Genomic DNA, 23,503 nt, shown 5'->3' with positions numbered 1-23,503 from the left:
GACACCGCGAGCCGGGCCCGCGGTGCCGGATGGTCATCCGGCACGCCGGGCCGGTTCGAACAGGGAGGGCCGGGGCAGGTTGGCGCCGCCTTCGAGAATGGCCCGCTCCAGAATGCGGAGTTCCTCGGAGGGTTCGAGGCCGACCTGCTGGATCAGGGTGGTCCGCGCCCGGCGGTACACCTCGAGCGCCTCGGCCGATCGGCCGCAGCGGTGCAGGGCGAGCATCAGATATCCGTAGGCTTCCTCCCAGAGCGGATGCGTATCCACGTGGGCCTGCAGGTCGGGGATGATCTCCCGGGCCCGGCCGAGGACGAGTTCGATACGGAAGCGCGACAATTCGGCCGCTACCCGACGCTCGGTCAGCTGATAGGCGATGCGCTGGATGCGGCTGCTGGGCACATCGGCCAGCGTGGTGCCGCGCCACAATCCCAGGGCCAGCCGCAAGGCCCCCAGTGCGCCGGTGAGATTGCCACTGTTCTCGTAGGTGCGCGCCTGGGCCACCAGTTCGTCGAATCGTGTGCTGTCGAGCGCGGATTCGCCGATTACCAGCCGGTATCCGGAGGCGCGGGTTTCGATGGCGGCCGGGCAGCCGCTACCGGTGATGATGCGGCGCAATGCCGAAACACAGATCTGGATCTGCGATCGTGCCGTCGCCGGTGGTTCGCCGTCCCATACCGCGTCGGTCAGGCTCTCCATCGGCGTGACGCGGTCCGCATTCAATGCGAGTAATCCCAGGACCGCGCGCTGCCGATACGAGTCGAGCCGCGGTATGCCCTGGTGTCCTTCGATCTCCAACGGACCGAGAATTCTGATCCCATCCATGCTGTCCATCCATATCGACCGAACTTCCGAAGCGACGCTTTGTTGCTTCCCCACTGGAGATCTGTTGCTTCCCCACTTGGAGATCAAAGTCGACGATGATCGTCCGGGGAATTCATCCTGTGAGAGGGCGGTGCGTCGAAAGTGGTAGTGCCGATGGGCACTTCGATGACCACCAGGACCAGATTCCGATCGCCGAGATTGGCGAAACGGCAGGGTAGCGGCAGGTCTTCGCGGCCGATTACGTGCCCGGTCAGCAGCCGGGTGCCGCCGCACACCCGGTCCTGTTCGTCGAGTATCTCGACGGGCGCGCCCGCGAGCACGAGGGTGATCGACGGATATCGGTGCGGCGCACCGTAACTCCCGGGTGGAATGCGTTCCGTCCAGCAGGTCACGCCGTCCTGGCGGACCAGGACCATGCGGCGCGCCGGGTCCGGCGGAGCCGTCACCGTCCGAATATTCTTCGACATCATGTCCAATCTGAGATAGTCCGTCGGCGCGATAATTTCCCGACTCCCCGCCTCGATCGCAGCATGTAGGATGCCGCCGGACAACACATCTGCACCCAAAGAGAGTTCGACTGCTCCCAAGGGATTGTCCGGCGTGCGGCGGGGAATCCGCCGAACTTCTTGCGCACCAAAACGTTTCCGGCCAGAGTTTCAGCAAGTCCCCTGGACGCCAGGGTAGGATTCGTCGGAGTTCTAAGCCGGCCAGGGATTCTGGGACCCGGGACGGCGCAGGCGAGACAGGGGTGACGGTGGGATGGACAGGGAAACGAAGGCACGATCGGAGCTGTCGAATGCTTTCTCGGACCTGTTCGCCGCCCGGATCCCCGAGCTGATCGTGCAGTATCGGGCGCGGCTCGGTGAGATCGGCAGCCCGCTGGTCGCCAGCGCGGAGGCCTGGGAGCAGTGCGAGTTGCAGGCCCGGCGGATCTTCGCCGATTGTGCGGGCAGTCTCGCGGCCGGCAGCACCACCATCACCCATATCACCGATGTCGTGGATCTGGGCAGTGAGCGGGTCCGGCAGGGCGCTCACCTCATTCATTCGGTGCGGGCCGGCGGTATCCTGTCGGATCTGGCCACCACCGCCATCGCCGAGTGCGCCGCCGAACTCGGCGCGCCCCAGCCGCAGCTCATCGCCGCCGTGCGCGCGCTGCAGCAGGGCATCGGGTTGCGGCTGGAATCCGGGACCATCGGCTACGACGCCTTCCTGTTGCAGCGGGTGCGGGAGGTGCACGATCAGAGCCAGCGCCGGCTGGCCCGCGAAATCCACGACCACATCGGCAATTCCGTCAGTCTGGCGCTGCGGCAGATCGAACTGTACGAGCTGGAATGCGAACGGGCGGCGGCGGATTCGGGTGCGGCGGCGCCCGAGATATCCGGCCGGGTGCAGCAGGCCAAGGCCGCGATCCTGGAAACCATCGCGCGCAGCCGGGAATTGGTGAGCGAGCTGCGCCGGCCCGATGTCACCGGCTCGCTGGAGACCGCGCTGCGCGGGTTCGCCGCATCGCTCGGGCAGAGCGGTACGCCGTTGCAGATGTGGGTGCGCGGCAGCGACACCTGGATTCCCGCCGCGGTGGCCGAGGAACTGTTCATCATGGTGCGCGAATGCCTGCGCAATGCCTACTCGCACGCGGGCGCGGGCAATGTGGTCGTGCACATCGATATCGCACCGCACGAGGTGCATGCCGAAATCATCGACAACGGAAAGGGTTTCGATGTGGAGTCCTTGCGTGCCACCGGTCACGGCAACGGCCTGCTCATCCTGCAGGAGCGTTCCGACCTGGTCGGTGGCACCGTGAACATCGACTCCGCCCCGGGCCGGGGCACCCGCGTGACCCTATGGATCCCGATCGTCCAGGAGCGTCCGACCGCATGAGCCAGAGCCCGATCCGCATTCTCGTCGCCGATGACCACACGCTGCTCCGCGAGGCCCTGTGCGATCTGCTGCGGGCCGAGCCCGATTTCGACATCGTGGCCCAGTCCAGCACCGGGACCAGCACGATTCAGCTCGCCGCCGAGCACGAACCGGATGTGCTGCTGCTGGATCTGGAAATGCCCGAGAGCGATCCGCCGGAGACGGTGCGCCGCCTGCTGGCCCACGACCCCGCACTGCGGATCATCGTGCTGAGCATGCACGACGAGCAGCAACTGGTGCAGCAATTGCTGTCGCTGGGGGTCCGGGGCTACCTGCACAAGGGCGCCGGTCGGCACACCCTCACCTCGGCCATCCGGCAGTCGGTGGGCGACGGCCAGCAGACCGTCACCCTGTCGGTGTCGACGCAGAGCCTGCGGGCCCGCGCGGAGGAGCCGGAGGATGCCGCCGGGACGCTGTCCGCCCGGGAACGGGAGGTGCTGATGCTGGTGGCCGAGGCGCTGAGCAACCGGCAGATCGCGACCCGGCTCGGTGTCACCGAGGCCACGGTGAAGCGGCACCTGCGCAATATCTTCACCAAGCTCGAGGCCGTCTCCCGCATCGACGCCGTCAACCGGGCGGTCGAGCGGGCGCTGATCACGCGGAAGAAGACCGGGTCACCGGAGAGTGCACGCTCCTGGCGGTGATTCCGGCGTCGGATGCCGGGCTTCGATCATCCGCCCGGTGATGCCGTCGTCCGCCTCGACGGCGAGGAACTCCACCATGGCCGCGGTCTCGTTCTCGACGGCCAGGCAACAGTCCGCGCGGGAACCGGCCCCGCCCGGCGCCGGGGTCGCGCAATGCAACTCCGCGACAACGGTATTCACCAGCACGCCGTGCGGTGCGAGCTCCTGCGACAGGGTTTCGGTCAGCGCGTGCAGGGTCTCCCGCACCACCAGATCGTCCGGCCGGCGCGCGGCGATGCCGGTCTGCGCCACGGTGATGATGCGGCCGCCGGCTTCCGTCAGATAGCGTTCGGCGGCCCGGCTGACCAGCAGGGGCGCCCGTAACCGGGCCTGTACCAGGGATTCCCAGTCGGGTAGGTCCGGGGCGAGGTCGGAGCGGCCCGGGAACGGCGCGTTCACGATCACGGTCGGCGGTCCCAGTGTTTCGGCGACCCGGGTCACGGCCGCCTCCGCCTCGTGCAGAAAGCTCAGGTCCGCGCCGAACGTCCACAGGCCCGCCCGCCGCGGACCGGCCGTATCCAATGCGGTGTCGCACCACGAGGCACGCAGATCGATTGCGGCGACGATGAATTCGCGTGCCGCCAATCTACGCACGACGGCCGCCCCGATGCCGCCTCCCGCGCCGGTCACCAGGGCGACCCGGCTGCCCCCACTGGTCATGCGAAACTCCTCTCGAATTGGAATCTGTCGAATCCCGCTCAGTACCACCCGACTTCGCGTGACTGTTCGATCGCGCGTGAGCGCCTACCCTACGCCGTCGAGGTGGGCGGGTCGCCGGTCAGCGGCGAAGATGCTGCGAAAGTAGCATTCCGGGCCGGTATCGATACTCCTTTCAATACACTGGATCCACCTTTTCGGTCCGAGGGAGTACCGGTTCGGGGAATATCCGACAAATCGGCAACAGAATAGCGTTGTGCAACATGCAGATGGGTATCGCAGCAGTTGAATTTCCCGCCGATAAAAGAATTTCCATCGCCGCTCATTACGTCAGGGACTTTCTGCAGGAATCCCGTGTCTCGGTGCAGATCATCTTCCTGATCCGCTTCGCCACCGCGGCCGCGCTGGGCACTTCCGCGCTCGGCGGCGAGGTCTGGATCGCCGCGGTGGCATGGCTGCTCGCCACGCTCGCCGCCTATGTGTTCAACGGTGTCATGGACGTCACCGAGGATCGGGCGAACGGTTCGACCCGCCCGATCAGCCGCGGCGCCCTGCCCGTCCCGGTCGCCGCCGGCGGAGTCGTGGTGGCCGGTGCGCTGGCGCTGGCCATCGGCGGCATCGTCGATGCGGGCGGACTGCTGCCGGTGCTCATCCTGGCCCATCTGGCCTGCGGCTACGCCTATTCCGGCGCGCCGTTCTACGGTAAGCGCCGCGGCAGTACCGCCGCGCTGCTGGTGCTGGGCATGGGCGTGCTCACCTATGCCGCCGGCTGGCAGGCCGCCGGTGCGCAGGGCGGGGTGCCGGTGCTGCTGCTCGGTATCACGATGTCGCTGTGGATGGCCGGCGTCGGCGCGGTGTCGAAGGATCTCTCCGACGCCGAGGGTGATGCGGCCGGTGGCCGCAAGACCCCGGTGGTGATCTGGGGTGATCGCCGGGTGCGGATCCTGGTGAGCCTCAACGCGGTTCTGATCGCAGCCGGATATCTCATCGCCGCAAAGCTTTTCGCGCCGACCCTGGTGCCTTCCGCGATCGTGCTCGGCGCCGGCGCGGTGGCCGTGTGCGTGCTGTCCGCGGCCACTCGCGGCGCCACCACTCGCGACGGTCGCCGGGCTCCGTACCGGGCCTTCATGGTCACCCAGTACGGGGTGCACCTCGCGGTGCTCGGCACCCTCCTGCTCGCCGGGCTCTAGTTCCGGCCTGCGATCCTGCGGTACCGGGTGCCCCTCCACGGAGGGGCACCCGGTGGCATGTCCGCCGCGTGGATTCACTTGTCCCGGTACGCGACCGAATGCGCCAGCGCGATGAGCTCCGCACGCCAGCCGGGCTCCAGCTCCGCATCGGCGAGCGCGGTGCCACCGGCCACGACCAGCCCGGCAATGTGCTTCTCCACCTCGGCGGCCATCTCGGAGGCGAGCAGCGACCGCTGCAACCCATCGGCTTCCGCCTCCGGCCGCTCCACCAGTTCCCGCACCGCGGGATCCCGCTCTATGGCCAGCGAGAGCAGCAGGGTCATCTTGTGCCGTTCGAGATCCAGCTGCGCCGGTTTGCCGAGAGTGTCGGTGTCCCCGAACATGTCGAGCAGATCGTCGCGCAGTTGGAAGGCCTCGCCGACCGCCAGGCCGTAGGTCTCGAAGGCCGCGGCCAGGTCGGGCCGGCCCGCCAGGATCGCGCCGATGAGCAGCGGACGGTGAATCGTGTAGTTCCCGGACTTCAGCTGCGCGATGGTGCGTGACAGTTTCGGATCACCGGTGAAGCGAGCCGCCGCCACCACGTCCAGGTGCTGGCCGATCTGCAGTTCGGTGCGCATCTCGGACCAGGCGGCGAGCACGGAGGGGCGCGCGCCGGCGGCCTCCGCCAGGAATGCGTCGGCATAGCCGAGGGCGAGATCCCCGGCCAGGATGGCCACGCTCTCGCCGAATCGGTCCGCGTCACCGCGCCAGTCGTTGTCCCGGTGCCGGGTCGCGTATTTCACGTGTGCGGCCGGAGCGCCGCGGCGAATCGCGGATTCGTCGAACACATCGTCGTGAATGAGTGCGCTGGTGTGCAGCAACTCCACCGCCACCGCGGCCGCGATGATCGATTCGTCGTGCGGATCGCCGCCGGCCGCGAGAAATCCGCTGAGGCAGAATTCCGGCCGGATCCGTTTGCCGCCGGAGCGCATCAGCGCGGCAATCGTTTCGATGGTCGCGCCGGCCTCGCGGTCCAATGCGGACCAGCGGGCGTGTTCCTGTTCCAGAAAGTCCAGCGCCGATTTCTCGACGCGGTGCATCATGTCATTGCGAATGTCGCGGAGCGAGTCTGTGCCGATTACCGATGTCATGTCTCGCATTACCTTTCGAGGAATCAGGGGGAGCTCAGGCGATCAGGCTGAGTTGGGCGCGCACGATCTTGCCGGTGGGATTGCGCGGAATCTCCGGCACGATGACCACATCGCGCGGCACCTTGTAGCGGGCCAGCTGGGATTTGACGTGCAGGCGGATCTCGTCGGCGTCGAGTTCGGCGCCCGGCTGCGGCACCACGAACGCCCGCAGGCGCTGGCCGAAGTCCGGGTCGTCCACGCCGATGACCGCGGCGTCGGCGATATCGTCCCGGTCGACGAGCAGATTCTCCACCTCGACGGGGTAGACGTTCTCGCCGCCGGAGACGATCATGTCGTCGCTGCGGCCGTCCAGGAACAGCAGCCCGGAGTGATCGAAGTGGCCGACGTCGCCGGTGGAGATCATGCCCGCGCGGCGGTCCTTGTCCCGGCCGTCGGTGTAGCCGCCGAAGCTCATGCCATTGGCCACGAAAATGATGCCGGGGCTGCCGGGTTCGGTGACCTGGCGGCCGTCGGGATCGAACAGGGCCACCCGCACGCCCACCGGTGGGCGCCCGACCGTGCCCGGCGCCCGGCGCAGTTCCTCCGGGGTGGCCACCGAGACGGCGGCGACCTCGGTGGCGCCGTAGTTGTTGTAGAGCACATCGCCGAACGCCGCGGCGGTGCGGGCGCTGAGTCCCGGCGAGATCGCCGAGCCGCCGCTGGCGATGATGCGCAGCGACGAGACATCGTACCGGGCAAGGATTTCCGGGCCGAGGTCCAGCATCCGGGTCAGCATGGTGGGCACCACGATGAGGGTGTCGGCGCGGTGCCGGGCCACCGCGGCGAGCGTCGCCTCGGCGTCGAACTTGCCGTGGCCGAACACCACCGTCTTGCCCAGTGCCAGGGCGAGGGTGAACTGGCCCAGGCCGGTGGCGTGGAACAGGGGTGCGGCGATCATCATGACGCCGCCGGGGGTGAGCGGGACACGATCCAGCAGCTGTGCCGACTGCAAGGGCGAGATGCGCTTGCGCACCGCGCCTTTCGGGGTTCCGGTGGTGCCGCTGGTGAGCAGAACCAGCCCGCCGGATTCGGCAGGCAGTGGCAGCGGATCGGAGGTATTGGCGGCGATCAGGTCGTCGACCAGGCGCGCCGCTCCGTGCGGACGTGGATCGTCGGCCCAGGTCCGGAAGCGGGTCACGCCGGCGGGGAGATCGGCTGCCGCGGCGGCGAACTCGTCGTCGTGGAAGAGCGCGGTGATGCCTTCGCGAGCGGCCACGTCACGCAGCTGCGGTCCGGCGAACCCGGTGTTCATGATGACCAGCCGGACCCCGAGCTTGCCGGTGGCGATCATGGTCGCCACCATGCCCCGATGATCGCGGGCCAGCACGGCGGCGGTGTCGCCCGGGCCGAGGCCCGCGGCGGCCAGCCCGCGGGCCAGCGCGTTCGAGCTCCGTTCCAGTGCACCGAAACTCACGCTGCCGCGACGGTCGACAATGGCCGTACGGTCCGGATCGTAGCGGGCGGTGTAGCTGATCATGGCGGGGAAGGGGCCGCAGCGGCCGGCGATCTTCGCCGAGCGCAGATCCGCTCCGAAGCGGCGCGGGTGGATGAATCCGCGCCGGGTGAGCACGGCCAGCGAGCTGAGCACCTGCGCGGTGCGCTGGAGGCTCATGACAGCACCAGCGCGAGCGCGAGACCCAGGCCGAGGGCATCGGTGCTGCGGAAGCCGAGCACCACTGCGCGCTGCACCTGATCCTGCACCAGACCGGCGCGAATCTGCTTGACCCGCAGCACGATCGCGGGCACCACGCAGATCACCAGCAGCGGGTTCAGCGAGCCGAAGAAGAACGGCGCCACCAGCAGCGCCAGGCTCAGCACCGACAGCACCGCGATGAGCGCCCGGTAGATCGCAGGCGGGACGACGGCGGCGAGGGTGCGCCGGCCGGCCGCCAGATCGCCGACCCGGTCGCCGAAGTTGGCGTACGACACCACCAGCAGCATGGAGACGCCGACCAGCAGGCCGATCAGGATGGAGTCGGCGGTCCAGTGCCGGGCGATGAGCCAGTAGGGTCCGAGCACCTCGGCCACATTGACGAGGAAGATCACGAACTCCAGCCCGCCGGGCCGGTAGCTGAACTGGTACAGCCAGGAGTACTGCACGGCGATGGCGACCACCGCGAACCAGATGGCCAGGAACGGCAGCGGCACATTGCCGCCGAGCGGAAGCAGCAGCGCCACCCCGGATCCGAGCGCGATGAGCCCGGTGACGATGCCGAAGACGATGGCCTCGCGCTCGCTGAGCCGGCCGGACAGCAAGGGCTTGTTGGACTTCGGGAGGTGGCCGCCGTCCGCGTAGTTCTTGGCGTCGGAGCCGTCCCGGAAACCGACGACGTCGTCGGCGGCGCAGGTGGCGATCTTCATGGCGAACATGCCGACCAGCACGAGCAGCAGCGCGACGGCCATGCCGGACCGGCTGATGCCCTCGTGCGCCAGCAGCAGCACGGCCAGCAGCCAGGCGTAGACGTGGTGGTAGACCCGCATCTTGCCGAGGCGGAAGTAGGCGGTGGCCTTGTCGCCCAGGCTGAGCCGGGCGGGCCGCACGAATGCGGAAGTTTCAGTGGTCATGGTGAATTCCTGTGATCTGCTGGGCGAGCGCGGAGCGGCGGATCTTGCCGGTCGCCGTGCGGGGGAAGGCGTCGTAGTCCAGGACGATCGGCGGGGCCATCGGCGGCAGGCCGGAAACCGCTGCCTGCCAGGCATTCCGATCGAAGGCCCGGTCGCGGACCGCGACCACCGGCCGCACGCGCCCGTCCTGTTCCAGCGCGATGGCTTCGAGCAGCCACGGCATGCGGGTCAGCAGCACGTCCTCCAGGGCGATGGCGCTCGGAATGGTGGTCATCCGCTCGATCTGGCGATCGATGAGGATGAGCCGGCCGAAGCGGGTCTTCTTGCCGTAATCGCCGGTGTCCCACCAGCCTTCGGCGTCGAGATTGGCGGCGGCCGCCTCCGGCCGGTTGATGTAGGTCTGGAACTGTCCCTCGGAGCGCACCTGGATCCGGCCGGGTGTGCCCGCGGGCACGGGGCGGCCGTCCGGTCCGACGATGCGGGCCTCCGAATACCCGGGCGCGGTCCAGCCGGTGGAATGCCCGCCCAGGCCGAGACCCCAGCGGGAACGCCGGCCGGTGAACCCCTTGAGATGCACCTTGGCCGCGATGCCGCCCAGCTCCGACTGCCCGTACGCCTCGAAGAACGAGGCGAAGCGGTAGCGGCTGCCTGCGAGCAGCCGGCTCACGGTGCCGGGGTGGATGACGTCGAAGGTGCTCACATAGTGGCGCACCGAGGCGAGAGTTCCATTGTCCGCCAAGTGTTCCCACTGCATGAGGGTGTTGGGGTGGGCTTCCAGGTAGATCGGCTGCCAGCGCCGCACATACCGCGCCACCGACTCCGCGGAGTGATCCGCCAGCACGATCAGCGGCACCTTGCGGCGCAGGGCGCAGAGCAGGCCGGACACGGTGCGGAAGTGCACGGGTGACACGGCCACGGCGGCGTATCCGCGCAACCGGCCCAGGATGGCCGGCACCTCCTGCGCATAGCCCTGGTGATCGGCGGCTTTCCTGGTGTACTGCACCAGTTTCGGTACGCCGGTGGTCCCGGAGGTGTGGGTGACGACGTAGGGGGCCGAGCCCGGCATGGAGACCGCCGAGGTACGCCGCGGGGGCGTAGCGGGCAGCCGGCCGGCGAGTTCGGCCCAGTCGTCGACCTGCGTGAGGGTCTGGACCTGTTCGCATTTGGCCAGGCGATCGGAGGTGGTGACGATGCGGGTGATCGTCACGGGTTCCAGCATGCGGGCCAGGGTTTCGGCATCGAGGGCGGGACTGATCAGCACCGGGACGCCGCCGACCGCGCTGAGCGCGGCGATGACGATCATGATGTCCAGCGGGGCGTCCAGCCAGACCGCGCAGTAGTCGCCGGGCCGGATGCCGGTGTCCTCGAACAGCGTCGCGGCGCGCGCGGCGGCGTCGGCGATATCGGTGAGTTGCACGCGGTCGTCGACCACGGGGACCGCGGCCGAGCCGTGATCGCTGATCCAGGGCCGGGAATCCGGTGCGATCTCGATCAGCTGATCGTAGATGAGTTGATGATTACGAGTCATACCGTCAACCAATTTTCGTGTGGTTCCAACGCGTGGTTCGATCGTATGAATCGCCGGCCGGGAATTCGATGACAAGGTGCCCCGGCGGCATTGACAACATCCTGTTTGGCAGCTTCCTGCTATATCCGCGCGCAATCCGGCCGGGCTAACTTTTTTCTCGACCAGGTGAATTCTCGGAATTTATGACGTAAGTGTGGTGATTCGAATGAGCGGACCGCAGCGAGGCACGGATTCGGAGGTGTCGCGGATCGCGCTGGTGACCGGCGCGGCCGGTGGTATCGGCCAGCGGATCGTGCACCGGCTGGCCGGACAGGGCACGACCGTCGTCGCGGTCGACCTGGCGGCCGACACCTCGAAGGACCTGCGATCGATCCCCGGCCGGGTGGCGATCGTGCAGGGTGACATCACCGACCCGGCGGATATCGAACGCATCGTCGCCGATACCGAACTCGACATCGGCCCGATCGACTATCTGGTCAACGCGGTCGGCATCCTGCGCGTCGGCGAGGTCGTCCAGTTGGCCCAGGCCGACTGGGACGAGATGTTCGCGGTCAATACGACCGGCGTGTTCCGGATGATTCGCGAGGTCGTGCCCCGCATGATCGCGCGCCGCCGCGGCGCCATCGTGACCGTTTCCTCCAATGCCGCCCGCACTCCGCGCGCGTCCATGTCGGCCTACTCGGCGTCCAAGGCGGCGGCGACCATGCTGGCCAAGTGCGCGGCGCTGGAGGTCGCGAAGTACGGCATCCGCTGCAATGTGGTCTCCCCGGGCTCGACCCGCACCGAGATGCTGCGGACGAGCTGGGAGAACGAGGATCGCGCCGAGGCCACCATCGCCGGCGTGCCCGAGCAGTTCCGGCTCGGCATTCCGCTGGGCCGCATCGCCGATCCCGACGACATCGTCGACGCCGTGGAATTCCTGCTGTCCGATCGGGCCCGGCACATCACGATGCAGGAGCTCACCGTGGACGGCGGCGCCACGCTCGGTATTTGAGCGCCGAATCTCTACAGTTCTACAGACAGGGGAGTAATGATGTTCGGTGGAATTCCCGACGTCATTTCGTATGACATGCCCACCTCGGCGGAATTGCCGGAGAATGTCGTCGACTGGACCGTGGAACCGCACCGCGCGGTCCTGCTGATCCACGATATGCAGAATTATTTCCTGCGCCCGCTGCGCGCCGGCGGCTCGCCCTATTCGGAATTGGTCGGCAATATCGCCCGGCTGCGCGCGGCCTGCCTGCGCGCGGGCGTGGCCGTCGCCTACACCGCGCAGCCCGGCGGCATGACGCCCAGTGAACGGGGTCTGCTGCGCGACCTGTGGGGGCCCGGTATGACCACCGACGAGACCGATCGCGCCGTCGTGGCCGAGCTGACCCCCGGGCCGGACGACCAGGTGTACACCAAGTGGCGCTACAGCGCCTTCCACGAATCCGGTCTGCTGGAACGACTCCGCGCCGACGGCCGCGACCAGATGATCGTCACCGGCGTGTACGCCCATGTCGGCGTGCTGGTCACGGCCACCGAGTCGTATTCGCGCGATATCGAGACCTTCCTGGCCGCCGATGCCGTCGCCGACTTCTCCGCCGCCGATCACCGGCTGACCCTCGACTACGCGGCCGGCCGGTGCGCCATGGTGCGCACCACCGCGGACCTGCTGGCCGACCTGACGGCCGACGCCCGGGTGGGTATCTGACATGGGCGGCAATGACATTCGCGGTGGGTTGCTGCACCGCTTATCGACCGGGCCCCGGCAGCCGTTCGCGCTGGTACAGCGGTCAGGAGGTGAAATCGACGTACTGGCAGGCGAATTCGCCGAACTCGGCGAGCTGAATCAGGTGACCGCGGCCGCCGCGCACACGGATCTGCTGGTCCTGGTGCCGTATCGGCAGATCGTGGAGCGCGGCTTCCCGTGCAACGACGATCATGCGCCGCTGCTGGCGATGTCGGTGCGCGAGCACGAGATCGCGGATCGGGATGCGGTGGGCGCGGCGCTCGCGCCGTTCGGGCCGGCGCAGATCGACGCGGCCGGTTTCCGCTTCGACGTCTCCGACGCGGATTATCGGGCCATCGTGCGCTCGGTGATCGACGACGAGATCGGCACCGGCGCGGGCTCGAACTTCGTCATCAGCCGCGCGCTGGTCGGCTCGTTCGGAGCCGACCCGCTGCGCACCGCACTGGGTCTCTTCGACCGGCTGCTGCGCGGCGAACGCGGCGCCTACTGGACCTACGTCGTGTACACGGGCACACGGATCTTCGTGGGCGCCAGCCCCGAAGCGCACGCGCAGCTGGAGCACGGGATCGTGTCGATGAACCCGATCAGCGGCACCTACCGCTATCCCGCGGAGGGGCCGACCGTGCCCGGACTGCTGGCCTTCCTCGGCGACGCCAAGGAGAACGGCGAGCTGTTCATGGTCGTCGACGAGGAACTCAAGATGATGTCCGCGCTGTGCCCCGCGGGCGGCACGGTCACCGGGCCGTATCTGAAGGAGATGGCGCACCTGGCCCACACCGAGTATCTGCTGAGCGGCCGCACCGACGCCGGCGTCGCGGAAGTATTGCGCGCCACCATGTTCGCGCCGACGGTGGTCGGCTCGCCGCTGGAGAGCGCCACCGACGTGGTCGCGCGCTACGAGGCGGGCGGCCGCGGCTACTACAGCGGTGTGATCGCCTATATCGACCGGGATGCGCGCGGTGCGGTCCGGATGGATTCGGCGATTCTGATCCGGACCGCGGTGGTGGACGCCGACGGCACGGCGCGCATCGGCGTCGGCTCGACGCTGGTGCGGGATTCGGATCCGGTGGGGGAGATGCACGAAACCCGGGCCAAGGCAGCGGGTCTGCTGCACGGCCGGGTAGCGGCGCATCCGCCCGCCCTGGCCGCGACCCCCGCCGTCACGGCCGCGCTGCGCAGTCGCAATGCGCTCGCGTCCGGTTTCTGGTTCGCCGAGGCCGGCTCCCGCCGGATCGGTGCGGCGGCGCGGGGCAGCGGTTCGATCCTGCTGATCGACGCGGCCGACAACTTCACCACCATGCTGGCCAGCATGCTGCGCTCGCTCGGATTCGCGCTCACCATCGCTCGATTCGACGAGGAGGTGGACTTCCGCGACCACGATCTGGTGCTGCTCGGCCCGGGGCCCGGTGATCCGCTCGCGCTCGGGGATCCACGCATCACCGCCATGCGGGAGCGGCTGAAAACACTGCTGGCCAACGGCCTGCCGTTCGCCGCGGTCTGCCTGAGCCACCAGATCCTGTGCACCGCACTGGGGCTCGGGATCGACAGGCTGGAGCGGCCGAATCAGGGCGTGGCCCGGGAGATTACGCTGTTCGGCACCCGGGTGCGGGCGGGCTTCTACAACACCTTCGTGGCCCGCAGCGCCGTCGACGCGTTCGACTCCGTGGTCGGGCGGGTGGAGGTGAGCCGCGATCCGGTCACCGGTGAGGTGTACGCGCTGCGCGGCGAGCGGTTCGCCTCGGTGCAGTTCCACGCCGAATCGGTGCTGTCCCAGGACGGTCCGGCGGTGCTGGCGGCCATGGTCGGCCGGCTCCTGGCCCTGCCGGACCGGGCGCCCGCGCTCGCCGGGGAGGGAGTGAGCGCCCATGGCTAGGCGCGCCTTACGTGCGGCCGCGCGGCTGGCGGATGTGCTGAACCAGCCGGCGCCGGTGCGGCACAAGGGAATCGACGAGCCCATCGCGGGCAAGCGGATTCTCATCACAGGGGCGTCCTCGGGTATCGGCCGGGCCGCGGCGGTCGCCGCGGCCGCGGCCGGTGCGGAGGTCGTGCTGGTGGCGCGCCGCGAACCCGAATTGGCCCTGCTGCGCGACGAGATTCGCGCGGCCGGCGGCCGGGCCGTGCATCGCGCCTGTGATCTCACCGACGATGGCGAGGTCGACGGCCTACTGCAGTGGGTGGATGCGGAGGTCGGTGCGGTCGATGTGCTGGTCAACAATGCGGGCCGGTCCATCCGGCGTCCGGTGACCGAATCCTTCGACCGCATACACGATTTCCGCCGCACCATGAACATCAACTACTTCGGCCCGGTCCGGCTGACCATCGGATTGCTGCCCGCCATGCTGGAATCCGGCCGCGGCCATATCGTGAATGTCGGCACCTGGACCGTCCCCACCGGTACCTCCCCGCGCTTCTCGGCCTATCACAGTTCGAAGCTGGCGCTGAGCGGATTCGGCCGGTGCCTGGATGCCGAACTGTCCGGTCGCGGTGTGGCGGTGACCGAGGTGCACTACCCGCTGGTGCACACCGCGATGAGCTCGCCGACGCCCGAATACCGGCGGCTGCCCGGTCTGACGCCGGAGCAGGCCGCCGACTGGATTCTGACCGCCATCCGGCGGCGTCCGATCCAGGTGATTCCCCGCTATGTGCCGCTGCTGCAGGCGCTCCGGCTGACCGGTCCGCGCACGGTGGGCAGGCTGCTGCTGCGCTGGGGCTGACAAACAGCTGTCATGGAATTGTGTGCGTTGCCACACTTAGCCTTTTGAATATGCGATCGGTCGATCGCGGCAAATCCCAAGTGTTTTCCGAAAGGGCATCACAGTGATGCTACGCAATGGTCGATTCATAGTTGCGACAATGGCCTGCGCAGCGGTGCTCGGTTCCGGTTTCGCCGGCGTCGCCGCCACCGCCACCGCCGCCGTCCCGGTGCGCGCCGCGGCCTGCGGTACGCCGCTCAGCGCCGGTGAGCTCGCGACGATCACGGACCTGTCCGATGTCGATACCGTGGCCGGCGGCGACGCCCTGCAGCGGGCCGACGAGTTCGCCGAGCGCAATTGGAAGATCTCCGAAATCCTTGTGTCCCATGGCGATCGGCGCGGCCTGTTCGCGCTGATGGACGATGTCGCGGACCGGCAGACGGTGCTGCCGCTGCTGCACTCCGGCGCCGGCCTGGCCGATCCCGAACTGCAAGCGCAGTTCTACGACGGCAATTACGAGAGCTGGCTGCGCGCCCTGCACGCCGAGTTCACCGGTGCGCCCCTGCCCAAGCACTGGACGAAGTACTTCGACCTCGCCGCCACCTGCACGCAGTCCCCGGCCTACACGGCAATGGTCGGTTACAACGCGCATATGAGCGTCGATATCCCGCATTCGCTGGCGGCGGCCGGAATTCAGGGCAACGACCCGGATTACTTCCGCGTCCTGGATGCCATCGGCGCCGACAATTCCCTGATCGTCTCGCAGACCAAGGCCGCGTACAACGCGGATGTGGGCCCGCTGTGGCGCTTCTACTTCCTCGGTGAGGGCCTCGATCTGGTCACCGGCCCCGGCGTGGGCTCGGGTCAGTTGCTGCGCACCGTGCTCGCCGGCGTCAACGCGGCCAACCTGGCCAATGGTGTCGCCCTGCAGAATCCGGTCACCCACGACCTCACCTCGGCCGCCATCGACGCCCAGTGGTCGGTCGTCGACACCGCGCTCGCCACCCTCACCCAGATCCACGGCCTGTAGAGAGAGATTGCGAATCATGAAGGTTTCCAAGAAGTTCCGGGTGCTGGCCGCGGCCTCGGTGTGTGGCGCCGCCTCCCTGCTGGGCACGGTCGTGCCGGCCGCCGCGGACGCACCGTCCGACGGCAAGGCGTTCGTGGCCATCGGCGACTCGTATTCGACCAACGGCAATATCGTCTACTCGCTCGGCTTCGGGTACGGCGGCAACAAGAATTGCGAGCGGTCCGAGACCTCCTGGCCGAAACAGCTGGCGCACCAGCTGAATCTGGCCGACGACGATCTGGTCGATGTGGCCTGCCTGGGCGCCTCGCTGGCGACCCCGCCGCACTACACCGCCACCTACATGGCCAAGCAGGCCGCCGACGCCGGCGCCTTCGGCTCCCGGACCCGCCTGGTCACGATTCAGCTGGGCCAGAACGACGTCTGGAACTCCGGCAATCATCAGCGCGCCCTCGACGCCGAGGTCACCTGCCTGACCAACTTCATCCAGGGCTGCGGTCCGGACGCGGGCACCGACGGGCGCGCGCCCGACGCCCGCAATGTGAGCGGCGATCAGTACGCGAGCTGGGTCAAGCCGGTCGTCGACTACGTCCGCTACTACGCGCCGCAGGCCAAGATCGTCTTCGTCGGCTACCCGACCGTGGCCGAGCGCGGTAACCCGCAGTGGTGCTGGGACAGTCCGGTCGGTCGCATGGTGCAGCCGCAGGCCGGCGCCATGACCACCTTCCTGGATCGCGTCGACGACGCCCAGCGCGAGGCGGCGGACACCCTGGGCGTGAACTTCTTCGACACCCGGGCCGCCACCAGCGGGCACGGCACCTGCTCGGCGGATTCATGGATCAACGGCTACTTCAACCCGGCCGGTGAGGTCCTCGGCATCCCGTTCCACCCGACCGTGCGCGGTGACAGCGTGACGGCCACCGGCATCAAGCAGCAGTTCGGATTGTGATGGCGCACATGACCGAGGACACGTTTCCCGCGGCCACCGTGCCGATGCGCTGGGTCGGGCCCGTCAAGATCTCCGGCAATGTCGCCGAGGGCCTGATCGAGGTGCCGCTGGCCACCTACGAGTCGCCGCTGTGGCCCTCGGTGGGGCGCGGCGCCAAGATCTCCACGCTGTGTGAGCGCGGCATCGTGGCCACGCTGCTGGACGAGCGGATGACCAGATCGGTGCTGCTGGAGGCGGATGACGCGGGAACCGCGCTGGCGGCGGCCCGGCAGCTGCACGCCGAGCTGCCCCGGTTGCGCGGCATCGTCGCCGAATGCAGCCGCTTCGCGAATCTGATCGAGCTGCATCACCAGATCGTCGGGAACCTGCTGTTCCTGCGTTTCGAATTCACCACCGGCGATGCCTCCGGCCACAATATGGCGACCCTGGCCGCGGATGCCTTGCTCGGGTACATCATCGACGCGGTGCCCGGCGTGCGCTACGGCTCCATTTCCGGGAACTTCTGCACCGACAAGAAGGCCAGTGCGGTCAACGGGATCCTGGGGCGCGGCAAGAACGTGGTCACCGAGATCCTCATCCCGCGGGAGATCGTCGAGCAGCGACTGCACACCACCGCCCATCGGGTGGCCGAGATCAATGTCCGCAAGAACCTGATCGGCACCACGCTGGCCGGCGGAATCCGTTCCGCCAATGCCCATTACGCGAACATGCTGCTGGGCGTCTACCTGGCGACCGGGCAGGACGCGGCGAATATCGTCGAGGGTTCACAGGGCATCACCCATGCCGAGGACCGCGACGGCGATCTCTACTTCTCCTGCGCGCTGCCGAATCTCATTGTCGGCACCGTGGGCAACGGTAAGTCCCTCGACTTCGTCGAGGCGAATCTGACGCGCCTGGGTTGCCGCGAGACCCGCGAACCCGGGGGCAATGCGCGACGGCTCGCGGTCATCACCGCCGCCGCCGTGCTCTGCGGGGAGTTGTCTCTGCTTGCGGCACAGACGAATCCCGGCGAATTGATGCGGACCCACCTCCGCTTCGAACGATCGGCAGAGAAGGACGGGGCCAGTGAACGAGCCCATCGGAATTCATGACATCGCCCTGGCCACCGGCCATTACGCCATGGATCTGGCCGAACTGGCCAGGCACACCGGCGCCGAGGTGAACAAGTACTACGTCGGCCTGGGCCAGACCGCCCAGACCGTCCCGGCCCCCGACGAGGACATCGTGACCATGGCGGCCGCGGCCGCCCGGCAGATCGTCGCCCGGCACGGCGCCGACGGCATCCGGACCGTCCTGTTCGCCACCGAATCCGGTATCGACCAATCCAAGTCGGCCGCGGTGTACGTGCAGGATCTGATCGGCCTGTCGGCCGCGACCCGCGCGGTGGAACTCAAGCAGGCCTGCTACGGCGGCACCGCCGCACTGCAGCTGGCGGCGGGCATCGTGGCCCGCGACCCGCAGCAGCGCGTGCTCGTGATCGCCGCGGACATCGCCAAATACGATCTCGACTCGGCGGGCGAGGCCACCCAGGGCGGCGCCGCGGTGGCCATGCTGGTCTCGGCGAATCCGGCGCTCGCGGTCCTCGACGAGCCCGTCGGCCTGTACACCGCCAATGTCCAGGACTTCTGGCGGCCCAACTACCGCAGCACGCCGATGGTCGATGGGAAACTGTCGATCGGCGCCTACCTCGAGGCCGTCGAGCAGGCCTGGAAGGACTACGAGGGCCGCGGCGGTCGCGGCTTCGCCGAGTTCGCCGGCTTCTGCTATCACCAGCCTTTCACCAAAATGGCGTACAAGGCGCACACCCGGCTGCTGGAATTGAAGGGTGTGGAGCCGACCGCCGCGCGCCTGTACGCGGACCTGTCCCCGACCGCCGTCTACAACCGGATGATCGGCAACAGCTACACCGCGTCGCTGTACGTCGCGCTGCTGTCCCTGCTCGATCACGCCGAGGATCTGACCGGCAGGCCGGTGGCGATGTTCAGCTACGGCTCGGGTGCGGTGGCCGAATTGTTCTCGCTGACACCGGTTCCCGGCTACCGGGCGCAACTGCGTACCGCCGGCAACCGGGCCGCCATCGCCGGGCGCGAGCCCATCTCGTACGAGAACTACCGTGCTGTAAGGGATTTCGCACTGCCCGAGGACGGCGCGGAGCTGACGGTGCCCGCGGTCACCGCGAGCCCGTTCCGGCTCACGGCCGTCTCGGGTCATTCGAGAATCTACGGGGCGGACCGGTGACCCGCATGCTCGCCCGGCCGGACGCCGAGACCACCGAGCTCGGCACCGGGCGGGCGAGCGCCAAGCTGATCCTGTTCGGCGAGCACGTCGTGCTGTACGGGCGGCCCGCCATCTCGCTGCCGGTACCGTCCCTGCCGGTGACCGCCCGCGCCCGCCGGCGGGAGGGCCCGGTCGAGATCGAATCCGCATCCCTGGACATGGGCGGGCGGGCAACGGCGCCCGCTCGCTCGACCGGGACCGCGGTGCCCCGGCTGGCCGTGACGGCGGTGTGCGAGCACCTCGGGCGGCCCGACGACGGACTGTTCGTCACCGTCGACAGCGGCATTCCGGCGGGTCGTGGCTTCGGTTCCAGCGCAGCGAGTTCCGCCGCCATCATCGAGGCGGTGGCGGCGCTCGAAGGGCGAAAACTGGACGGCGACACCATGTTCGAGCTGGTCCAGCGTGCGGAATCGCTCGCGCACGGCAAGGCCAGCGGCGTCGACGCGCGCACCGTGATCAGCGCCGGCGGGCCGCTGTGGTTCCGCGACGGCGCCGCCACCCCGCTACCGGTAGCCGCCGGATCGGACCTGCCCGTGCTGCTGGTGGCGGACACCGGGGTGTACGGCAGCACCCGCGAGGCGGTGGCCACGGTGCGCGCCGCCCTCGATGCGCTCGGCAAGTTCGGCGAGACACTGCTGGAACGGGCCGGCGCGATCACCGCCGCCGCGGCCGTGGATCTGGCCACCGGCCGGTTCGCCGAGCTCGGGCCGAAAATGATCGCCGCCCACGCCATTCTGGCCCGGCTCGGCGTCAGCTGCCCCGAGATCGAGACGCTCATCGACGCGGCACTCGAGGCGGAAGCCTTGGGCGCCAAGCTTTCCGGTGGCGGATTGGGCGGTTGTGTGATCGCATTGGCGGCGGACCACGAGGCCGCGGTGCGGGTGCGCGACGCCCTGCTCACGGCGGGCGCGGTGCGCTGCCACACCGTCGAGTTCCTGTCGACCGGAGGGGGATCCGTATGAGCCGCGCAGTACCGGGGGAGGCGGGCAGCACCGCCACGGCCTACCCCAATATCGCGCTGATCAAATACTGGGGCAAGCGCGACGAGGCGCTGCACCTGCCGGTCACCAGCAGCCTGTCGCTGACCCTCGGCGTCTTCCCGACCGTGACCACGGTGACGGTCGACGACGAGCTGACCGCCGACCTCGTCACCGCCGCGGACGCGCCCGCCGCTCCGGCCTTCGCCGGCAAGGTGATCCGCTTCCTGGACCTGGTCCGGGAACTGGCGGGCGATCCGCGCCGCGCCCGGGTGGCCACCCGCAATACCGGGCCGACCGGGGCCGGGCTGGCCTCCTCGGCCTCCGGCTTCGCCGCTCTGGCGATGGCGGCCGCGGACGCCTACGGCCTCGGCCTCGACCGCCGCGCGCTGTCGCGGCTGGCCCGGCGGGGATCGGGCAGTGCCGCCCGCTCCCTCTACGGCGGTTTCGCCCAGTGGCATCGCGGCGAAGGCGACGGCGCGGCAGGCGATCTGAGCAGCTACGCGGAGCCGGTCGCGGCGCCGCTGCTGGATCCGGCCCTGGTGGTCGCCATGGTGGATGCCCGGGAGAAGGCGATCACCAGCCGGGAGGCCATGCGCCGCACCGTCGAGACCTCGCCATTCTATGAACCCTGGGTGCGGTCCAGCGCGGATGACCTGGTCGAGATGCACCGGGCCATTGCCGCGGGAGACCTTGCGGCCGTGGGTGAGATCGCGGAGCGCAATGCGCTGGGCATGCACGCCACCATGCTCGGCGCGCGTCCGGCCGTGCGCTACTTCGCGCCCGGCTCCCTGCGCGTCCTGGACCGGGTGCTGGCGCTGCGCGCCGAGGGGATCGCCGCGTACGCGACTATGGACGCGGGCCCCAATGTCAAGGTTCTGTGCGACCGCCACGACAGCGCCGTCGTGGCCGCCGCCCTGACCGAAACCGGCGCGGCCCAGCGCATTCTCGTCGCGAACCCGGGGCCGGGCGCGCGGCTCGGTGACCTCACGGTCCCGGCCGATACCGAATTCAGTGTGGTGAGCGGGCATGATCAGCGTTGAGGTGCCCGGAAAGCTCTATGTAGCAGGCGAATACGCGGTGCTGGAGCCCGGTGGGGCGGCGGTGCTGGTGGCGGTGGACCGGTATCTCACGGTGGAGGTCACGCCCGGTGAGCGGGGGCCGGCGGCCCGGCGGTCGGTGACGACCGCCCGGACCGGCCCCCGGCCGGTCGAATTGGGCCGTAGCGGCACGAAATCCGTTGTCGTGGACGAGAATCTCGGCACGGCCGCGGCCCTGCGGCACGTGCTCACCGCGATCGAGCTGGTGGAGCGATACGCCCGCGAGCAGGGGCACGAGGTACTCGGATTCCACCTCGACATCCGTTCGGCGCTCGACGATGCGGGGACCGGGCGGAAGTTCGGGCTCGGGTCGTCGGGGGCGGTGACGGTCGGGGTGGTGCGCGCGCTCGCCCGGGCGTACGGCTTCGCACTGCCCGGCGACGCACTGCTGCGGCTGGCGCTGCTGACCGCCTTCACCGTCGATCCCCGCTGTTCGGGCGGGGATGTCGCGGCCTCCATGATCGGCGGCTGGGTCGCCTACCGCGCGCCCGACCGGGACCGGCTGGCACGGGAATTCGCGCTGCCCGGCGCCCGGATCAGCCCGCTGGTGGACCGGCCGTGGCCGGGGATGTCGGCGCGCCGGCTGCCCGCGCCCCGGGATGTGCGGCTCGCGGTCGGCTGGTCGGGGACGCCGGCCGTGTCCAGCGGTCTGGTCGAACTGCTGCGCCGCGGCGTGGCCGGCGACACCACCGCCTACGCGCGCTTCGTCGCCGCCAGCAACAGCTGCGTCGCAACCCTGGTGTCCGCCTTGGAATCCGGGGACGACGCCTCCGTGGTGACGGCGGTGGCCGCGGCCGGGGCACTGCTGCGCGCGGTGAGCGCGCTGGCCGGAGTAGTGGTGGAGACCGCGGAACTGGCCACCCTGCGCCGGTCCGCCGAGGCGCTCGGCGCGGTCGCCAAGAGCTCCGGCGCCGGCGGCGGCGACTGCGGGATCGCGCTGGTCGCCCCCGCCGTGGCCGGGCAACTCCGGCAGCGGTGGCGGGACACCGGCATCGTGCCGCTCGAACTACAGGTGCACCAACCGTTTTCAGCGAAAGGACACACCCGGTGACAACCGTGTCGGAGATCTACGGTAGCCGCAAGGACGACCACGTGCGGCTCGCGGTGGAACAGCATCACGTGCGCCGCGCCGCGCACGAGGCGAACCAGTTCGACGAGGTGCGCTTCGTCCACCACGCCCTGGCCGGTATCGCCGAATCGGACGTCTCGCTCACCACCGAGGTCGCCGGGAGGCAGTGGGCCGCACCGCTGTACATCAATGCCATGACCGGCGGCAGCGCCCGCACCGGCGAGGTGAACCGGGGCCTGGCCATCGCCGCCCGGGAGGCCGGGGTGCCCATCGCCTCCGGATCCATGAGCGCCTACCTGGCCGACGCCGCGGTCGCGCCGACGTATCGGGTGCTGCGCGAGGAGAATCCGGACGGCTTCGTCATCGCCAATGTGAACGCCAATGCCACCCCGGAGATGGCCAAGCGCGCGGTGGATCTGATCGAGGCCGACGCCCTGCAGATCCACATCAACACCATCCAGGAAATCGTCATGCCGGAAGGGGATCGGGACTTCACGGCTTGGCCGCGGCAGATCGCCGCGCTGGTCGAGGCCATCGACGTGCCGGTGATCGTGAAGGAGGTCGGCTTCGGCATGACCCGCCCGGCCGTCACCCGCCTCGCCGACCTCGGCGTGACGACGGTCGATGTCTCGGGCCGCGGCGGCACCAACTTCGCCACCATCGAGAATGCTCGCCGCCCGCACGAGGACTTCGCTTTCCTCGGCGACTGGGGACAGTCCGCCCCGGCCTGCCTGTTGGACGCGGCCGCGGTCGCGCACCGCCGCCAGGTGACCCTGCTGGCCTCCGGCGGCGTGCGGCATCCCCTGGACGTGGTGCGCGCACTCGCCTTGGGCGCCAAGGCGGTCGGCGCCTCGGGCCACTTCCTGTCCGTGCTCGAAGGCGAGGGCGTGGACGCCCTGGTGTCGACGCTCGTCGCCTGGCTGACCCAGATCCGCCAGCTCATGGTGGTGCTCGGCGCGCCGACGGTTGGCGCGCTCGCCGGCACGGATGTCCTGCTGGGCGGGCAGCTAGGGGAGTTCTGCCGGTTGCGCGGCATCGACGCGGGTGAATACGCCCGCCGCGCACTCTGATTCGGCGCAAGTATCGGGAACAACAACAAACAGTGGAGGGGCGGCCGAATGGCCGCCCCTCCACTGTTTTATCTG

Annotated in this window: 22 protein-coding genes; 15 read left to right on the top strand and 7 right to left on the bottom strand. The window is 69.1% G+C overall.

Annotated features, from left to right (window positions below; genetic code table 11):
• Nucleotides 1-33: 33 nt before the first annotated feature.
• Together ACIP5Y_RS11540 and ACIP5Y_RS11535 are read right to left on the bottom strand one after the other, a co-directional pair.
• On the bottom strand, nt 34-822 hold the full coding sequence (locus tag ACIP5Y_RS11540; protein ID WP_400349701.1) for a BTAD domain-containing putative transcriptional regulator: 789 nt from the start codon (nt 820-822) through the stop codon (nt 34-36).
• Nucleotides 823-905: 83 nt separating this feature from the next.
• Nucleotides 906-1,268 carry a hypothetical protein gene (locus ACIP5Y_RS11535; protein ID WP_400349700.1) on the bottom strand — a complete coding sequence of 121 codons (363 nt, stop codon included), beginning with the start codon at nt 1,266-1,268 and terminating at the stop codon, nt 906-908.
• A 313-nt stretch (nt 1,269-1,581) separates the two neighbouring features.
• Here ACIP5Y_RS11535 and ACIP5Y_RS11530 point away from each other — a divergent pair, with 313 nt between their 5' ends.
• Both ACIP5Y_RS11530 and ACIP5Y_RS11525 read left to right on the top strand, forming a co-directional pair.
• A complete protein-coding gene (locus tag ACIP5Y_RS11530) occupies nt 1,582-2,700 on the top strand; it encodes a sensor histidine kinase (protein WP_400349699.1) in 1,119 nt (372 codons plus the stop codon).
• Complete coding sequence (locus tag ACIP5Y_RS11525) at nt 2,697-3,383, top strand: response regulator (protein ID WP_400349698.1); 687 nt, start codon at nt 2,697-2,699, stop codon at nt 3,381-3,383. The genes ACIP5Y_RS11530 and ACIP5Y_RS11525 overlap by 4 nt, the downstream gene beginning before the upstream one ends.
• Here ACIP5Y_RS11525 and ACIP5Y_RS11520 read toward each other — a convergent pair.
• Complete coding sequence (locus ACIP5Y_RS11520) at nt 3,354-4,082, bottom strand: SDR family NAD(P)-dependent oxidoreductase (protein ID WP_400349697.1); 729 nt, start codon at nt 4,080-4,082, stop codon at nt 3,354-3,356. The genes ACIP5Y_RS11525 and ACIP5Y_RS11520 overlap by 30 nt on opposite strands.
• A gap of 359 nt (nt 4,083-4,441) precedes the next feature.
• Between ACIP5Y_RS11520 and ACIP5Y_RS11515 the strand changes: the two genes are divergently transcribed.
• Nucleotides 4,442-5,269 carry a UbiA family prenyltransferase gene (locus ACIP5Y_RS11515; RefSeq protein WP_400349696.1) on the top strand — a complete coding sequence of 276 codons (828 nt, stop codon included), beginning with the start codon at nt 4,442-4,444 and terminating at the stop codon, nt 5,267-5,269.
• A gap of 74 nt (nt 5,270-5,343) precedes the next feature.
• On the opposite strand, the gene ACIP5Y_RS11510 is transcribed toward ACIP5Y_RS11515, so the two are convergent.
• The 4 genes from ACIP5Y_RS11510 to ACIP5Y_RS11495 are packed head-to-tail and all read right to left on the bottom strand — an operon-like array spanning nt 5,344 to nt 10,531.
• Complete coding sequence (locus ACIP5Y_RS11510; protein WP_400349695.1) at nt 5,344-6,399, bottom strand: polyprenyl synthetase family protein; 1,056 nt, start codon at nt 6,397-6,399, stop codon at nt 5,344-5,346.
• Nucleotides 6,400-6,433: 34 nt separating this feature from the next.
• A complete protein-coding gene (locus tag ACIP5Y_RS11505) occupies nt 6,434-8,050 on the bottom strand; it encodes an AMP-binding protein (RefSeq protein ID WP_400349694.1) in 1,617 nt (538 codons plus the stop codon).
• A complete protein-coding gene (locus tag ACIP5Y_RS11500; RefSeq protein ID WP_400349693.1) occupies nt 8,047-9,003 on the bottom strand; it encodes a UbiA family prenyltransferase in 957 nt (318 codons plus the stop codon). Before ACIP5Y_RS11500 ends, ACIP5Y_RS11505 begins: the two co-directional genes overlap by 4 nt.
• Nucleotides 8,993-10,531, bottom strand: coding sequence for an AMP-binding protein (locus tag ACIP5Y_RS11495; RefSeq protein ID WP_400349692.1), 1,539 nt, complete (start codon nt 10,529-10,531; stop codon nt 8,993-8,995). The genes ACIP5Y_RS11500 and ACIP5Y_RS11495 overlap by 11 nt, the downstream gene beginning before the upstream one ends.
• A gap of 205 nt (nt 10,532-10,736) precedes the next feature.
• Here ACIP5Y_RS11495 and ACIP5Y_RS11490 point away from each other — a divergent pair, with 205 nt between their 5' ends.
• From ACIP5Y_RS11490 to fni, 12 genes are all read left to right on the top strand, one after another.
• Complete coding sequence (locus tag ACIP5Y_RS11490; RefSeq protein ID WP_400349691.1) at nt 10,737-11,525, top strand: 2,3-dihydro-2,3-dihydroxybenzoate dehydrogenase; 789 nt, start codon at nt 10,737-10,739, stop codon at nt 11,523-11,525.
• Nucleotides 11,526-11,561: 36 nt separating this feature from the next.
• Entirely contained in the window at nt 11,562-12,227 is a 666-nt protein-coding gene (locus ACIP5Y_RS11485; RefSeq protein WP_400349690.1) for an isochorismatase family protein, read from the top strand.
• 1 nt (nt 12,228) lies between these two features.
• Nucleotides 12,229-14,139, top strand: coding sequence for an anthranilate synthase family protein (locus tag ACIP5Y_RS11480; RefSeq protein WP_400349689.1), 1,911 nt, complete (start codon nt 12,229-12,231; stop codon nt 14,137-14,139).
• On the top strand, nt 14,132-14,980 hold the full coding sequence (locus tag ACIP5Y_RS11475; RefSeq protein ID WP_400349688.1) for an SDR family NAD(P)-dependent oxidoreductase: 849 nt from the start codon (nt 14,132-14,134) through the stop codon (nt 14,978-14,980). Before ACIP5Y_RS11480 ends, ACIP5Y_RS11475 begins: the two co-directional genes overlap by 8 nt.
• A gap of 139 nt (nt 14,981-15,119) precedes the next feature.
• Nucleotides 15,120-15,989, top strand: a complete 870-nt coding sequence (locus ACIP5Y_RS11470) for a DUF5995 family protein (protein ID WP_400349687.1) — start codon at nt 15,120-15,122, stop codon at nt 15,987-15,989.
• Between the two features lie 16 nt (nt 15,990-16,005).
• The gene (locus tag ACIP5Y_RS11465) at nt 16,006-16,935 is read left to right on the top strand and encodes an SGNH/GDSL hydrolase family protein (RefSeq protein ID WP_400349686.1); all 930 of its coding nucleotides are present in this window, start codon (nt 16,006-16,008) and stop codon (nt 16,933-16,935) included.
• An 8-nt stretch (nt 16,936-16,943) separates the two neighbouring features.
• Entirely contained in the window at nt 16,944-18,026 is a 1,083-nt protein-coding gene (locus tag ACIP5Y_RS11460; protein WP_400349685.1) for a hydroxymethylglutaryl-CoA reductase, read from the top strand.
• A gap of 28 nt (nt 18,027-18,054) precedes the next feature.
• Nucleotides 18,055-19,173: a hydroxymethylglutaryl-CoA synthase gene (locus tag ACIP5Y_RS11455; RefSeq protein WP_400351241.1), complete on the top strand. Its 1,119-nt coding sequence runs from the start codon at nt 18,055-18,057 to the stop codon at nt 19,171-19,173.
• A 5-nt stretch (nt 19,174-19,178) separates the two neighbouring features.
• Complete coding sequence (gene mvk, locus ACIP5Y_RS11450) at nt 19,179-20,174, top strand: mevalonate kinase (RefSeq protein WP_400351240.1); 996 nt, start codon at nt 19,179-19,181, stop codon at nt 20,172-20,174.
• Entirely contained in the window at nt 20,171-21,232 is a 1,062-nt protein-coding gene (mvaD, locus tag ACIP5Y_RS11445; RefSeq protein ID WP_400349684.1) for a diphosphomevalonate decarboxylase, read from the top strand. The genes mvk and mvaD overlap by 4 nt, the downstream gene beginning before the upstream one ends.
• Entirely contained in the window at nt 21,219-22,340 is a 1,122-nt protein-coding gene (locus ACIP5Y_RS11440) for a phosphomevalonate kinase (protein WP_400349683.1), read from the top strand. The genes mvaD and ACIP5Y_RS11440 overlap by 14 nt, the downstream gene beginning before the upstream one ends.
• Nucleotides 22,337-23,428, top strand: coding sequence for a type 2 isopentenyl-diphosphate Delta-isomerase (gene fni, locus ACIP5Y_RS11435; protein ID WP_400349682.1), 1,092 nt, complete (start codon nt 22,337-22,339; stop codon nt 23,426-23,428). Before ACIP5Y_RS11440 ends, fni begins: the two co-directional genes overlap by 4 nt.
• Nucleotides 23,429-23,503: the final 75 nt, after the last annotated feature.

Origin of the sequence: Nocardia sp. NPDC088792 (assembly GCF_044750615.1) — a bacterium.
Lineage (GTDB): Bacteria > Actinomycetota > Actinomycetes > Mycobacteriales > Mycobacteriaceae > Nocardia.
The sequence above is the reverse complement of the archived record's forward strand: the minus strand, read 5'-3'. Positions and strand labels throughout refer to the sequence as shown.